The organism is Xanthobacter sp. YC-JY1, from assembly GCF_021730305.1.
In the GTDB taxonomy this organism is placed as follows: Bacteria; Pseudomonadota; Alphaproteobacteria; order Rhizobiales; family Xanthobacteraceae; genus Xanthobacter; species Xanthobacter flavus.
Map to the genome: position 1 here is coordinate 909969 of NZ_CP032674.1, position 14615 is coordinate 924583.

At 69.4% G+C, this 14615-nt stretch carries 13 protein-coding genes; 12 read left to right on the forward strand and 1 reads right to left on the reverse strand.

Annotated features, from left to right (window positions below; all coding sequences use genetic code 11):
- The first annotated feature begins 130 nt into the window (after positions 1-130).
- The 5 genes from D7006_RS04280 to D7006_RS04300 all read left to right on the forward strand — a co-directional run bounded on the left by D7006_RS04280 (position 131) and on the right by D7006_RS04300 (position 5201).
- A complete protein-coding gene (locus D7006_RS04280; RefSeq protein WP_237355678.1) occupies positions 131-472 on the forward strand; it encodes a DUF971 domain-containing protein in 342 nt (113 codons plus the stop codon).
- Complete coding sequence (locus D7006_RS04285; RefSeq protein ID WP_237355679.1) at positions 469-2217, forward strand: fumarate reductase/succinate dehydrogenase flavoprotein subunit; 1749 nt, start codon at positions 469-471, stop codon at positions 2215-2217. Before D7006_RS04280 ends, D7006_RS04285 begins: the two co-directional genes overlap by 4 nt.
- 30 nt (positions 2218-2247) lie before the next feature.
- Positions 2248-2481, forward strand: a complete 234-nt coding sequence (locus tag D7006_RS04290; protein ID WP_024277657.1) for a ferredoxin family protein — start codon at positions 2248-2250, stop codon at positions 2479-2481.
- A 5-nt stretch (positions 2482-2486) separates the two neighbouring features.
- On the forward strand, positions 2487-3458 hold the full coding sequence (locus D7006_RS04295; RefSeq protein WP_229646653.1) for a HEAT repeat domain-containing protein: 972 nt from the start codon (positions 2487-2489) through the stop codon (positions 3456-3458).
- Between the two features lie 117 nt (positions 3459-3575).
- Entirely contained in the window at positions 3576-5201 is a 1626-nt protein-coding gene (locus tag D7006_RS04300) for an alpha-amylase family glycosyl hydrolase (RefSeq protein WP_237355680.1), read from the forward strand.
- A gap of 55 nt (positions 5202-5256) precedes the next feature.
- On the opposite strand, the gene D7006_RS04305 is transcribed toward D7006_RS04300, so the two are convergent.
- Positions 5257-6288, reverse strand: coding sequence for a TRAP transporter substrate-binding protein (locus tag D7006_RS04305; RefSeq protein ID WP_237355681.1), 1032 nt, complete (start codon positions 6286-6288; stop codon positions 5257-5259).
- Positions 6289-6525: 237 nt separating this feature from the next.
- Between D7006_RS04305 and D7006_RS04310 the strand changes: the two genes are divergently transcribed.
- The 7 genes from D7006_RS04310 (at position 6526) to bluB (ending at position 14583) form a co-directional block, all read left to right on the forward strand.
- Positions 6526-7404: an IclR family transcriptional regulator gene (locus D7006_RS04310; RefSeq protein WP_237355682.1), complete on the forward strand. Its 879-nt coding sequence runs from the start codon at positions 6526-6528 to the stop codon at positions 7402-7404.
- A gap of 26 nt (positions 7405-7430) precedes the next feature.
- Complete coding sequence (locus D7006_RS04315; RefSeq protein ID WP_237355683.1) at positions 7431-9050, forward strand: acyl-CoA synthetase; 1620 nt, start codon at positions 7431-7433, stop codon at positions 9048-9050.
- 41 nt (positions 9051-9091) lie between these two features.
- Positions 9092-9853, forward strand: a complete 762-nt coding sequence (locus tag D7006_RS04320; protein ID WP_169124433.1) for an SDR family NAD(P)-dependent oxidoreductase — start codon at positions 9092-9094, stop codon at positions 9851-9853.
- An 11-nt stretch (positions 9854-9864) separates the two neighbouring features.
- On the forward strand, positions 9865-10620 hold the full coding sequence (locus D7006_RS04325; protein WP_237355684.1) for an SDR family NAD(P)-dependent oxidoreductase: 756 nt from the start codon (positions 9865-9867) through the stop codon (positions 10618-10620).
- Between the two features lie 111 nt (positions 10621-10731).
- Positions 10732-12240, forward strand: coding sequence for a glycerol-3-phosphate dehydrogenase (locus D7006_RS04330; protein ID WP_237355685.1), 1509 nt, complete (start codon positions 10732-10734; stop codon positions 12238-12240).
- Between the two features lie 21 nt (positions 12241-12261).
- Complete coding sequence (glpK, locus tag D7006_RS04335; RefSeq protein WP_237355686.1) at positions 12262-13749, forward strand: glycerol kinase GlpK; 1488 nt, start codon at positions 12262-12264, stop codon at positions 13747-13749.
- Positions 13750-13887: 138 nt separating this feature from the next.
- Positions 13888-14583, forward strand: a complete 696-nt coding sequence (gene bluB / locus D7006_RS04340) for a 5,6-dimethylbenzimidazole synthase (RefSeq protein WP_237355687.1) — start codon at positions 13888-13890, stop codon at positions 14581-14583.
- Positions 14584-14615: the final 32 nt, after the last annotated feature.

Sequence of the window (14615 nt, forward strand, 5' to 3'; positions counted from 1 at the left end):
TCGGCTCTTCCCGTGATCCGCGACCGGTACCATAGCGCAGGCGGGGGCCGCGCAAAGGGGCTCCCTGGAAGTGCTCCAGCCAGCAACTAGTTGCTATCGGCAGGAGGGGCCGCGATGTCCAATCGGGGCCATGATGACCTCCGCCCCCGCATCCCTCCCCCTTGAAGTCGAGGAAATCCGCCTCGACCGGGACCGGCGCCGCCTGACCCTCGCTTATGGCGGGACGCGGGCGGAATTCTCGGCCGAGCGCCTGCGCTCCGCCTGCCGCTGCGCCGTCTGCACGGCGGACCGCGCCCGCGACCGTTTCCCCGCCGCCTTTCCCGGCGTCGCCCTCACCGGCGTGGAGCCGTTCGGCGCGCACGGCCTGAACCTCACCTTTTCCGACGGCCACAAGCGCGGGGTCTATCCCTTCGCCTATCTCGCGGCGCTGGCCGCGGAGGCCGCCAACGACCTTCCGGAGATGAACCCATGAGCGCGTTCGACAGCGAGATGAAGACCGAGATCGTGGAGACCGACATCCTCGTCATCGGCGGCGGCACCGGCGGCCCGATGGCGGCCATCAAGGCCAAGGAGAAGAATCCCGCCCTCAAGGTGGTCCTCATGGAGAAGGCCAATGTGAAGCGCTCCGGCGCGGTCTCCATGGGCATGGACGGGCTGAACAACGCCGTCATCCCCGGCTACGCCACCCCCGAGCAGTATGTGAAGGAGATCACCGTCGCCAATGACGGCATCGTCCACCAGAAGGCGGTGATGGCCTACGCGACGGGCTCCTACCCGATGATCCAGTATCTGGATTCCATCGGCGTGAAGTTCGAGAAGGACGGCTCGGGCGAATACAATGTGCGCAAGGTCCACCACATGGGCACCTATGTGCTGCCCATGCCGGAAGGGCACCACGTCAAGAAGGCGCTCTATCGCCAGCTGCGCAAGCACCAGGTGCTGGTGACCAACCGGTATATGGCCACCCGCCTCTTGACCGGCACGGACGGCCGCGTCGCCGGCGCCATCGGGGTGAACACCCGCACCGGCGAGTTCCTGGTGATCCGCGCCAAGGCGGTGGTGCTGGCCTGCGGCGCCGCCGGCCGCCTCGGCCTGCCGGCCTCCGGCTATCTCTTCGGCACCTACGAGAATCCGGCGAACTGCGGCGACGGCTATGCCATGGCCTACCATGCCGGCGCGGGCCTCGCGAACCTCGAATGCTACCAGATCAACCCGCTCATCAAGGACTATAACGGCCCGGCCTGCGCCTATGTCACCGGCCCGTTCGGCGGCTACACCGCCAACAACAAGGGCGAGCGCTTCATCGAGTGCGACTACTGGTCGGGCCAGATGATGAAGGAGTTCTACGGCGAGCTGCTGAGCGGCAACGGCCCGGTCTTCCTGAACATGACCCACCTCGCCGAGGAGACCATCTCCGAGATCGAGACCATCCTGCATTCCAACGAGCGGCCCTCGCGCGGCCGCTTCCACGAGAAGCGCGGCACGAACTATCGCGAGAAGATGGTGGAGATGCACATCTCCGAAATCGGCTTCTGCTCCGGCCACTCCGCCTCGGGCGTGTGGGTGGACGAGAATGCCCGCACCACCGTGCCCGGCCTCTATGCCGCCGGCGACATGGCGAGCGTGCCGCACAATTACATGCTCGGCGCCTTCGTGAATGGCGGCATCGCCGGCGAGGATGCGGCGGACTATTGCGCTTCCACCGACCTGCCCGCCTATGACGCCGCCGATGTGGCCCGCGAGCAGGCCCGCGTGATGGCCCCCACCCGCCGCGACGACGGCCTCACCCCCTTCGAGATGGAGTACAAGGCCCGCCGCCTCGTGAACGACTATCTCCAGCCGCCGAAGGTGACCGCCAAGTACAAGATCGGCCAGGCCCGCCTCGCCGAGGTGCGCGACGATCTTTCGGCCCTGTGCGTAAAGGATCCGCATGAATTGATGCGGGCGCTGGAGCTGCAATCCATCCTCGATTGCGCCGACATGGCCGCCGCCGCCTCGCTCTACCGCACCGAGAGCCGCTGGGGGCTCTACCACTGGCGCGTCGACCACCCTGCCACCGACAACGAGAACTGGTTCTGCCACACCCTCCTCTACAAGGACGAGATGGGCCGCATGGCGCACAAGAAGCGCGCGGTGGACCCCTATGTCGTCGAGATCGATGAGGACGAGATGGGCGCCTACCACCAGCTGCGCACCCCGGCCATCGCCGCCGAGTGAGCCCCTCACCCCGAATCCCGGAGCTGCCCCATGCCTTTCGCCAACCACACCACCTCCGTGCCCGTGACCGTCGATGACGACAAGTGCATCGCCGAGAAGGGCTGCCGCGTCTGCATCGACGTGTGCCCGCTCGACGTGCTCGCCATCAACCCGGCCTCGGGCAAGGCGCACATGAAGTATGACGAGTGCTGGTACTGCATGCCGTGCGAGGTGGATTGCCCCACCGGCGCGGTGAAGGTCGAAATCCCCTATCTGCTGCGGTGAGCGCCATGGCCATCTTCGACGATTTCGACGACGACCTCGATGCGGTGGCCGAGCGTGCCCGCGACGCCGACCCCGGCATCCGCCGCGTGGCCATGCTGGGCCTGGCCGAGAGCGTGGACCCGGGCGCCGTGGACCTGCTGCTCGCCGGCCTGAAGGACGAGGATGCCGGCGTGCGGGAAGCCGCCGCGAAGTCCCTCGACGAGCATTCCGGCCTGCCGGCGGCCCTCGGCCTTGCCGAAGCCCTCGACGATGCGGTGGAGGCGGTGCGCCTCGCCGCCGCCGAGAGCCTCGCCGACAAGAAGGAGCCGGCCTCCGCCCCCCGCCTCATCGAGCGCGCTCAGGAGACCGGTGGCCCCCTGAGCGCGTTCGTCCGCACTGCGGCGCTCCGGGCGCTGCGCGACATGCAGGATGCCTCGGCCATGCCGGTGGCCCTCGCCGCGCTCACCGATCCCGACATGGCGGTGCGGCGCGAGGCGTTGGGCGTGCTCGGCTATCTGAAGGCGGATGCCGCGCTCCCCGCGCTGCTGCTGGCGGCCACTGATCCCGAGCCGGCGGTGCGCCGGGCGGTTATGGCCGCCCTCGTCTTCGTGCGGAGCGGCACGGCGGGCGTTCCCGCGCTGATCGCCGGCCTCAGCGACGGCCACTGGCAGGTGCGCGAGGAAGCCGCTTATTCCATCGGCAAGGCGAAGATTCTCGAGGCGGTGGACCCGCTGATCGTCGCGGCCAATGACGATGCCTGGCAGGTGAAGGCCAAGGCAGTGAACGCGCTTGGCAAGCTGAAGGCCCGCGCGGCTGTCCCGGTGGTGTCGGAGGCGCTGGGCGACCAGTTGTCCAACGTCCGCAAGGAGGCCGCGGCGGCACTGGGCGAGATCGCCGATCCCGCCGCCGTGCCCGCGCTCGAGGCCGTCTATGACGACCCGGACCCGGACGTGCGCAAGCTGGTGCGCTGGGCCATCGACCGCTGCCGCGCCGCCTGAGGGGCGGGCGTTCCAGCCCTTCCAGACGGCCGGTCATGAAACCGAACCGGGCCGACCGTACTTCTCCAATCTGAGCCGGAGCGCCAGAGTGCTCCGGCAGAGCGGGAGAAGGCGTCCATGGCGGAGCAGGAACGCGAGCGGCTGAAGACCGGGCCGCTGTGGTGGCAGGCCGGCGTGGTCTACCAGATCTATCCGCGCTCGTTTCAGGATTCGAACGGCGACGGCGTGGGCGACCTGCCGGGCATCATCTCCCGGCTTCCCTATCTCGCCGACCTCGGCGTCGACGCCATCTGGATCTCCCCCATCTATCCCTCGCCCATGGCGGACTTCGGCTATGACGTGGCCGACTATACCGCCATCCATCCCCTGTTCGGCACGCTCGAAGATTTCGACCGGCTGGTTCAGGAGGCCCATGGGCTGGGGTTGAGGATCATCCTCGATTTCGTGCCCAACCACTCCTCGCAGGAGCATCCCTGGTTCAAGGCCTCGCGCTCGGGCCGGGATGATCCCAAGCGCGACTGGTACATCTGGCGCGATCCCGGCCCGGATAGCGGCCCGCCCAACAACTGGCTCTCTGAATTCGGCGGCAGCGCCTGGGAATATGATGCGGCGAGCGGTCAGTATTACTACCACGCCTTCCTGAAGGAGCAGCCGGACCTCAACTGGCGCAACCCGGACGTGGTGGAGGCCATGCACGATGTCCTGCGCTTCTGGCTCGACCGGGGCGTGGACGGCTTCCGCATCGATGCGCTCTGGCACGTCATCAAGGATGCCGAGTTCCGGGACAATCCGCCGAACCCCGATTTCCGCGAGGGCATGAACCCGCATTCCGCTTTGACCCAGCTCTTCACCGGCGACCGGCCGGAGGTGATGGATGTCATCGCCGGCTTCCGCGCGCTCGCCGATTCCTGTGAGGGCGACCGGGTGCTGATCGGAGAGGCCTACCTGCCGCTCCATCGCATCGCCGCTTATTACGGCGAGGGCGGGCGCGGCGTGCATCTGCCGTTCAACTTCACCCTGCTGGCGGCGCCGTGGACGGCCGCGGACCTGGCGCCGCTGATCGCCGCCTATGAGGCCGCCATCCCCGAGGGCGGCTGGCCCAACTGGGTGCTCTCGAACCACGACCGCCCGCGCGTCGTCGGCCGTCTCGGCCCCGATCAGGCGCGGGTGGCGGCCATGCTGCTGCTGACCCTCCGGGGCACGCCGACACTCTATTACGGCGACGAGATCGGCATGACGCAGGTGCCCATCCCCAAGGAGCGGGTGCAGGACCCGTTCGAGAAGAACGTGCCCGGCCTCGGCCTCGGTCGCGACGGCGCCCGCACGCCCATGCAGTGGGACGACGGCCCGTTCGCCGGTTTCTCCATGGTGGAGCCGTGGCTGCCGCTGGCTGAAGATTTCACCGAGGTGAACGTGAAGCGCGAGCAGGGGGAGGCGGCTTCCATGCTCACTCTCACCCGCGCGCTGCTCGCCTTGCGGCGGGCGCATCCGGCCCTGTCCGTGGGGATGTGGTCCCCGGTGGCGGCGATGGGCGATCTCGTCGCCTATCTCAGGCAGGGGGAGGGGGAGACGATGCTGGTGGCGCTCAATCTCGGCGGCGACCCGCTGTCGGCGACGCTGCCGGAAGCGGTGGGCGGGGGTCGCCTCCTGCTCTCGACCTTCTGCGATCGCGCGGGGGAGCGGGTGGGGGACACCGTCGATCTGCGGCCCAACGAGGGCATCGTCGTGCAGCTGGCGCCGTAAACGAAAAGGGGCGGCCTGACGAGGCCGCCCTTGTCGGTTTCAGCGGGTTCGGGATTCAGGAGAGCTGGCCGGTGTACTTCTCCAGCGTGGCCCAGGCCTCGTCGCCGTACTTGCCCTTCCACTCGGCGTAGAAGCCGGCCTTGCGCAGCTGGTCGCGGAAGCTGTCCACCTTCGGCTCGTTGAAGGTGAGGCCCTTTTCCGCCAGCTCCTTGCGCAGATTGTTGTTCAGGGCGAACACGTCGTCGCGCTGCTTCAGGCCCGCCTCGTTGATGTTCTTCGCCACGATGGTGCGCAGGTCGTCGGGCAGCTTCTCGAAGGCGCGGCGGTTGGCGAGGAACCAGAAGCCGTCCCACATGTGGTTGGTGAGGGAGCAGTATTTCTGCACCTCGTAGAGCTTCGCCGTGGAGATGATGGCGAGCGGGTTCTCCTGCGCGTCCACGGCGCGGGTCTGCAGCGCGGTGTAGACCTCGGCGAAGTTGAGTGAGGCGGGGGCGCTGTCGAACGCCTTGAACATGGAGGTCCACAGCGGCGACACCGGCACGCGAATCTTCAGGCCCTTGAGGTCGGCCGCGGTCTCGATGGGCTTGGTGGAGGTGGTGATCTGGCGGAAGCCGTTGTCCCAGATCTTGTCCATGGCAACGATGCCGGCCTTGGAGATCTGCCCGCGCACATAGGTGCCGAGGTCCCCGTCCATGGCCTTCCACACGCTGGCATAGTCCGGGAAGGCGAAGCCGATGCCGCTGATGGAGGCGTTGGGCACCAGCGTCGAGAGGATCAGCGGCGAGAGGGTGAAGAACTCGATGGCCCCGGAGCGCAGCTGGCTCAGCATGTCGGTGTCGCCGCCGAGCTGGCTGGAGGGGAAGATATTGATCTCGACCCTGCCCTTGGTCTCGGCCTTGATCTTCGCCGCCATCTCCTGCGCGCGCACGTTCATGGGGTGCGTGACCGGCAGGTTGTTGGCATATTTGTAGGAGAATTCGGCGCTCTGGGCCCGCGCGACGGTGGGGGCGAACAGGGCCGGCGCGATGGCGCCGGTCAGCGCCGTGGCGGCGCTCGCCTTGATGAGGGTGCGACGGGTCAGGGTCATCGGTGCTCCTCCTTGCGGCCGTTTCGCGGCGCCCCGACTGGCTCCGGCCCGGCCCGACTGGTTTCCTTGGGTCCAATATATGGACCTCTTTTCCCGCCGCCCATGCTGGCCCGCTTGTGGGCATTTCGCAAGCAGATTATGGTCCTTTCGGACGCCGCGCGGCGGCGATCCCAATTCGCCAGATAAATCAGGTCCATATTCTGGATCAAGGGAGCGCGCGTGGCAGGGGGACTGAAAGTGCCCGCCGCCGGAGCAGGCGGGCCGGAGCGTCCGTCGGGCGCGACCCCGGATGCCGCGCCTGAGTCGGCCGGCGGCACCCAGAGCATCGAGCGCGCGGTCGCGCTGTTGATGCTCGTGGGCCGCGCGGGTGCGGAGGGCGCCCGCCTCGCCGATCTCGTCGCAAGCTCCGGCCTTTCCAAGCCCACCGTGCGCCGCGTGCTGCTGGCGCTGGTGCGCGCCGGGCTGGTGGACCAGGACGAGGCGAGCCGCCGCTATCATGTGGGGCCGGAGGCCTATGTGCTCGGCACGCTGGCCGCGCCGCGTTTCGGCATCCACGCCCTCGCCCTCGACGGACTCTCCCGCATCGCCCGCCAGAGCGGCGACTGCGCCTTCCTCTCGGTGCCGCGCGGGGCTTTTTCCGTGTGCCTGCATCGCGAGGAGGGCACCTGGCCCATCCGCACCCATGTGCTGCAGGCCGGCGACCGGCACCCCCTCGGCATCGGCGCCGGCGGCCTCGCCATCCTCGCCGCGCTGCCCGAGGCCGAGGCGGCGCGCATCATCGAGGCGAATGCGGCGGCGCTCGCGGCTTATCCCGGCTATTCCCCCGATTTGCTGCGCGGCGCCATGGGCGACACGCGCGCCCGTGGCTATGCACTCAATCCGGGCCTCTATGTCGCCGGCTCGTGGGGTATCGGCGTGCCGGTGCGCGGAGCGGACGGGCGCCCGCTCGGCGCCCTCTCGCTCGCCGCCATTGAGAGCCGGCTCGGCGCGGAGCGGCAGAAGGAGCTGGTGCCGCTGCTCCAGCGCGAAGCCGCCGCGCTGGAGGCAAAGCTCGGCGGCAGCGAGCGGGGCCCCCCGCAGCGCCCGGCCCGTTCCATGGCCCGCCCGGCCCCCTGACCGTTTCCGATCCCGGAGTGAAGCGAATGTCCGCAAATGCCCAGACCGTTGCCGAGGCCCCGCGTGGCGGCGTGACCCGCACCAGCCGCCGGGTGATGAACCTCTCCCATTTCCTGCGCCAGGCGGCACGGCGGCTGCCGGCTCACATCGCCTTCGTCGAGGGCGAGCGCACCGTGACGTGGGCCGAGATGGATGCCCGCGTGGATGCCATGGCGGCGGAGCTGGCCGCGCGCGGCGTCGTCAAGGGCGACCGCATCCTCGTTCAGTCGAAGAACTGCCTCGAAATGTTCGAGAGCATGTTCGCGGCCTTCCGGCTGGGGGCGGTGTGGGTGCCCACCAATTTCCGCCAGACGCCGGGCGAGGTCGCCTATCTCGCCTCCGCCTCAGGTGCGAGCGTGATGATCTGCCACCGCGACTTTCCCGAGCATGTGGAAGTGGTGCGCGCCGAGGCGCCGGCGATCCGCGAGGTCATCGCCATCGGCGCCGCCCCCTTCGGCGCCGACTATGGGGAGATCGTCGCCGCCCGCCTCGGTGAAAAGGTGCCGGTGGCGGACGTGGAGCACGACGATCCCTGCTGGTTCTTCTTCACCTCCGGCACCACCGGCCGCCCCAAGGCGGCGGTGCTGACCCACGGCCAGATGGCCTTCGTCATCACCAATCACCTCTGCGACCTGATGCCGGGCACCACCGAGCAGGACGCCTCCCTCGTGGTGGCGCCGCTCTCCCACGGCGCGGGCGTGCACCAGCTGGTGCAGGTGGCGCGCGGGGTGAAGACCATCCTCATGCCCTCCGAGCGGTTCGACGCCGCCGAGGCGTGGCGGCTGGTGCAGGACTGGCGGGTGACCAACATGTTCACCGTGCCCACCATCACCAAGCTGCTCACCGAGCACCCCTCGGTGGACGCGTTCGACCACTCCTCCCTGCGCTACGTGATCTATGCCGGCGCGCCCATGTACCGGGAGGACCAGAAGTTCGCGCTGAGGAAGCTCGGCAAGGTGCTGGTGCAGTATTTCGGCCTCGGCGAGGTGACGGGCAACATCACCGTCCTGCCGCCCTATCTGCATGACCCCGAGGACGGCCCGCATGTGAAGCTTGGCACCTGCGGCTTCGAGCGCACCGGCATGCAGGTTCAGATCCAGGACGATGCCGGCGGCGAGGTCGCGCCCTTCGAGACCGGCGAGATCTGCGTCTGCGGCCCGGCGGTGCTGGCGGGCTACTACGACAATCCCGAGGCCAATGCGAAGGCATTCCGCAACGGCTGGTTCCGTACCGGCGACCTCGGCCACATGGACAATGAGGGCTTCGTCTACATCACCGGACGTGCCTCCGACATGTACATATCGGGCGGCTCCAACGTCTATCCGCGCGAGGTGGAGGAGAAGGTGCTCACCCATCCCGCCATCGCCGAGGTGGCCATCCTCGGCGTGCCGGACCCCATGTGGGGCGAGGTGGGCGTCGCCGTCTGCGTGCCGCGCGAGGGGCAGAGCGTGAGCGAGGAGGACCTGATCGCCTTCCTCGACGGCAAGGTCGCCCGCTACAAGCTGCCCCGCCGCGTGCATTTCTGGGATGCCCTGCCGAAGTCCGCCTACGGCAAGATCACCAAGAAGATGGTGCGCGAGGCCCTGGCCGAGCGCGGGCTCATCTGAGCCGCCGACGGAAACCAACAATCACCCTCAGGGAGAGTGCCGTGTCGAGACCGGGAAGCGTGATCGTGACGGGTGGTGCCTCGGGCATCGGCCTCGCCGTGGTGGAGGAGCTTCTGGCCGAGGGCTGGCGCGTCGTCGCCGCCGACCTCGTGCCGGAGAGCATCGAGAAGGCGCGGGCCGCGCTCGCCGCCCATGGCGACAAGGTGCGGGTCGTCCAGGCCGACATCTCCGACGAGGCGCAGGTGGTGAAGCTCGTCGCCGAGACGGAGAGCGGGTTCGGGCCGCTGTGGGGCGTTGTGAACTCCGCCGGCATCGCCCGCGACATCCCCGCCCTCGAAACCTCGGCGGACATCTTCCGCAAGATCCTCGACGTGAACGTCATCGGCACCTTCCTGGTGGCGCGCGAGGCGGCGAAGGTGATGCAGGCGCGCAGCGCCGGCTCCATCGTCAACATCGCCTCCGTCTCGGGCATACAGGGCAATCTCGGCCGCGCCGCCTATGGCTCGTCCAAGGGGGCGGTGGTGGTGCTCACCAAGATTCTCGCGGTGGAGTTCGCGGCCCTCGGCATCCGCGTCAACGCCATCGCGCCGGGGCCGGTGGATACCCCGCTGGTGCAGGCGGTCCATACCGATCAGGCCCGCGCCGCCTGGCTCGCCCGCGTGCCGCTCAATCGCTATGCGCAGCCGAAGGAGATGGCGGGCACCATCGCCTTCCTGCTCGATCCCGAAAAATCGTCCTATGTCACCGGCCAGACCATCGGCGTGGATGGCGGCTTCACCGCCGGCGGGCTGATCGGGCTGTGACGGGGGAAGGCATGAAGGGCAGCGTCATCGTCACCGGCGGTGCGTCCGGCATCGGCCTTGCCGTGGTGGAAACCCTGCTCGGCGAGGGCTGGCGCGTCGTCGCGCTGGATCTCGCCGCCGACAGCATCGCCAAGGCGCGGGAGCACCTCGCCGCGCATGGCGAGCGGGTGCGGTTCGAGACGGTGGACATCACCGAGGAAAGCGCGGTGGCGGCGGCCGTTGCGCGCACGGCGGCGGACTTCGGCCCGCTCAAGGGCGTGGTGAACTCGGCCGGCATCGCCCGCGACATTCCCGCCTTCGACACGAGCGTGGAGCTGTTCCGCAAGGTGCTGGACATCAACCTCGTCGGCAGCTTCGTGGTGGCGCGGGAGGCGGCGAAGGCCATGCGGGAGACGGGCGGTGGCTCCATCGTCAACATCGCCTCCGTTTCCGGCCTGCGCGGCAATCTCGGGCGTTCCGCCTATGGCGCCTCCAAGGGCGGCGTGGTGACGCTGACGAAGATCCTCGCGGTGGAGTTCGCGCCGCTGGGCATCCGCGTGAATGCGGTGGCGCCCGGCCCCATCGAGACGCCGCTGGTGCGCGAACTGCTCACCGCCGAAACCCGCGCCGCGTGGCTGAAGACCCTGCCGCTGCGCCGCACCGGCACGCCGCAGGAGGTGTGCGGCGCCATCTCCTTCCTGCTGGACGAGGAGGCATCCTCATACGTGACCGGCGAGACCATCGCCGTGGACGGCGGGTTCTCGGCGGGCGGTCTCATCAACGTCTGAGGCGCCTGGGCGCCCGCCCGTCCACATGGATCGGCGGCGCAGGCGTTGACCTGCCGCAGGTCTCGGGCATCGTCTGGCGGAGCGAACCGATTCCGGTGCCGGGAGGCCGAGATGGAGGAGAGTGGTCAGGTCTTCGACCTTGCCATCGTCGGCGGCGGCATCAATGGTTGCGGCATCGCCCGTGATGCCGTGGGGCGTGGCCTCAGCGTGGTGCTGTTCGAGAAGGGCGATCTCGCCTCCGGCACCTCCTCCGCCTCCACCAAGCTGATCCATGGCGGCCTGCGCTATCTCGAATATTACGAGTTCCGCCTGGTGCGCGAGGCGCTGGCCGAGCGGGAGGTGCTGTGGGGCCTCGCCCCGCACATCGTCTGGCCCCTGCGCTTCGTGCTGCCACATCATCCCGGCCTGCGCCCGGCATGGATGCTGCGGCTCGGCCTGTGGCTCTACGATCATATCGGCGGCCGCCGCCTGCTGCCGCCCACCCGCACGCTGGACTTGCGGCATGATCCCGCCGGCCAGCCGCTGCGGCCGGGCTATGGCCGCGCCTTCGAATATTCCGACTGCTGGGTGGAGGATGCCCGCCTCGTGGTGCTCAACGCCCGCGACGCCGCCGACCGGGGCGCCGCCATCCGCCCGCGCACCCGCGTCACCGGCGCGCGGCGGGAGGCGGGGCTGTGGGTGATCGAGAGCGAGCATGAGGGCCGCCCCGAGACGGTGAAGGCGCGGGCGCTGGTGGATGCGGCCGGCCCCTGGGCGGGCGAGGTGCTCGACGTGCTGAAGACCGGCCGGGGCGAGGCACACGCCCCGCTCCGCCTCGTGCAGGGCAGCCACATCGTGGTGCCGCGGCTTTATGCGCACGAGCGCTGCTACATCTTCCAGAATGCGGACGGGCGCATCATCTTCGCCATTCCCTACGAGGGCGATTTCACCCTCATCGGCACCACGGACCGCGATTTCTCCGGCCATCCGGAGGATGTGCACGCGACGCCGGAGGAGGTGGCCTATCTGTGCGCGGCGGCGAGCGAGTATTTCGCCGCCACCATCGCCCCCGAAGAGGTGGTGTGGACCTATTCCGGCGTGCGCGCCCTTTATGACGACGGCGCCGGGGCCGCCCAGTCGGCGACGCGGGACTATGTGCTCGCCCTCGATGCGCCGGAGGAGGGGGCGCCGCTCCTCACCGTGTTCGGCGGCAAGATCACCACCTATCGCCGGCTGGCCGAGGCGGCGCTGACGCGCCTCGCACCGCACTTTCCCCATCTTGGCGCGCCCTTCACCGCGACCGCGCCGCTGCCCGGCGGGGATTTTCCACGCCAGGGCTATGACACTCTGGTGCGCGCTTTGCGCGGCGCCTTCCCGGCGCTCGATCCCGCCCTGCTGGCGCGGCTCGCGCGGGCCTATGGCACGTCCGCCTTCCAGTTGCTGGACGGGGTGAGCGACGATGATGACCTCGGCGACTGGTTCGGCGCGCATCTGTGCGCCCGCGAGGTGGACTATCTGATGGACCGGGAATGGGCTGAGACCGCCGCCGACGTGCTGTGGCGGCGCTCCAAGCTCGGCCTGCGCACCGCGCCGCATGCGGTGGAGGCGCTCGACGCCTACATGGCGGCGCGGCGCGCCTGAAACAGAACAAAGGAGGACGCCGTGGCCGCCTACATTCTCGCCATCGACCAGGGCACCACCTCCTCGCGCGCGCTCCTGGTGCGGCGGGACGGGTCCGTCGCGGCACTGGCGCAGGAGGAGCTGCCGCAGCATTTCCCGGCCTCCGGCCATGTGGAGCAGGAGGCGGAGGACATCTTCGGCACCGTGCTCAATTGCTGCCGCGCGGTGCTGGCCAAGGCCGGCGCCACGGCGTCCGACATCGCCGCCATCGGCATCACCAACCAGCGCGAGACGACGTTGGTGTGGGAGCGTGCGACCGGCCGTGCCATCCACCGCGCCATCGTCTGGCAAGACCGCCGCACGGCCGAGGCTTGCGCCCAGCTGGAGGCGGACGGCCATGGGGCGCTGGTGAGCGCGCGCACGGGCCTCCTGCTCGATCCCTATTTCTCCGCCACCAAGATCGCCCACATCCTCGATGCCGTCCCCGGTGCGCGGGAGCGGGCGGAGACGGGGGAACTGGCCTTCGGCACAGTGGACAGCTTCCTGCTCCATCGCCTCACCGGCGGCCGCGTGCATGTCACCGACGCCACCAATGCCGCGCGCACGCTGCTCTTCGACATCCATCGCGGCGCGTGGGACGACGATCTCCTCGCCTTGTTCGGCGTGCCCCGCGCTTTGCTGCCGGAGGTGAAGGACTGCGCCGCGGACTTCGGCACCACCGATCCGGCGCTGTTCGGCGGGCCCATTCCCATCCGCGGCGTGGCGGGGGACCAGCAGGCGGCCATGGTGGGGCAGGCGTGCTTTGCGCCCGGCATGGTGAAATCCACCTACGGCACCGGCTGCTTCGCCCTGCTCAATACCGGCACGACGCCCGTCGCCTCATCCAGCCGGCTGCTGACGACCATCGCCTACCAGATCGGCGGCCAGCGCACCTATGCGCTGGAGGGCTCCATCTTCGTCGCCGGCGCGGCGGTGCAGTGGCTGCGCGACGGGCTGAGGATCATCTCCACCGCCAGCGAGAGCGACCGCCTCGCGGCGGAGGCGGATGCGGGGCAGGACGTGATTCTCGTCCCCGCCTTCGTCGGGCTCGGCGCGCCCTATTGGCGGCCGGAGGTGCGCGGCGCCCTGTTCGGCCTCACCCGCGCCACCGGACCGGCGGAGCTGGCGCGGGCGGCACTTGAGAGCGTGTGCTTCCAGACCGTGGACCTGATCGACGCCATGCGCGCCGACTGGCCGGACGGCGACACGGTGCTGCGCGTGGACGGCGGCATGACCGCCTCGGACTTCACCATGCAGCGGCTCGCCGACCTGCTCGGCGCACCCGTGGATCGACCGGTGCAGAAGGAGACGACCGTGCTCGGCGCCGCCTATCTGGCCGGCCTTGAGTGCGGTTTCTTCCCGCCGCCGGATGTGTTCGCCGGCCAGTGGCGGCTGGAGCGGCGGTTCACGCCGCAGATGCTGCCGGAGGTGCGCACCGGCCGCATCGCCCAGTGGCGGGATGCGGTGGGGCGGCTGATCGGCGGGGTGTGAGGGCGCAGGCTTCGGGATTGACCTTGCCGTCCCGCTGCCGCCGAATGGCGCCCAAGGCCGAGTGGCCTTGGGCAAAGCCCGCGCGGCGTCTGAGCGAAGCAATCGTCCGGCGCCGGTCGAAGACCGGGGGCGGACGCCATGAACAAACACAGGGAGGGCGCGGCCATGGTCCGGGACGACAGTTTCTCGGCTGACGAGCGCGCCGCCATCTATCGCTGCATCGCCGCGCGGCGGGACGTGCGACGAAACTTCCTGCCCGATCCGGTGCCCCACGCGGTGCTCGCCCGCGTGCTGGCCGCCGGCCATGCGGCGCCCTCGGTGGGCTTTTTGCAGCCGTGGAACTTCATCGTGGTGCGCTCGGACGAGACCAAGGCGGCGCTGCACGCGGCCTTCTCCCGCGCCAATGCCGAGGCGGCGGAAATGTTCGAGGGCGAGCGGGCGCTTCTCTACCGCACGCTGAAGCTGGAAGGGCTGCGCGAGGCGCCGCTTCTCCTGTGCATCACCTGCGAGCGGGATCGCGCCGGGCCGGTGGTGCTGGGGCGCACGCACCAGAGCGAGATGGACATCTATTCCACCGTCTGCGCGGTGCAGAACATCTGGCTGGCGGCGCGGGCGGAAAATCTCGGGGTGGGCTGGGTGTCCATCCTGGACCTGGCCGACCTCAGCCGCATCCTCGCCATTCCCGATCCCATCGTGCCGGTGGCGCTGCTGTGCATGGGCTATGTCGACCAGTTCGCGGCGACGCCGGACCTTGAGCGCGCGGGATGGCGTCAGCGCCTCCCGCTGGAGGAGCTGGTGTTTTCGGAGCGGTTCGGGGAGAAGGTCGGGACGTAGGGCCGCTGGAGTCAGACGAAAGCCCGAAGGCC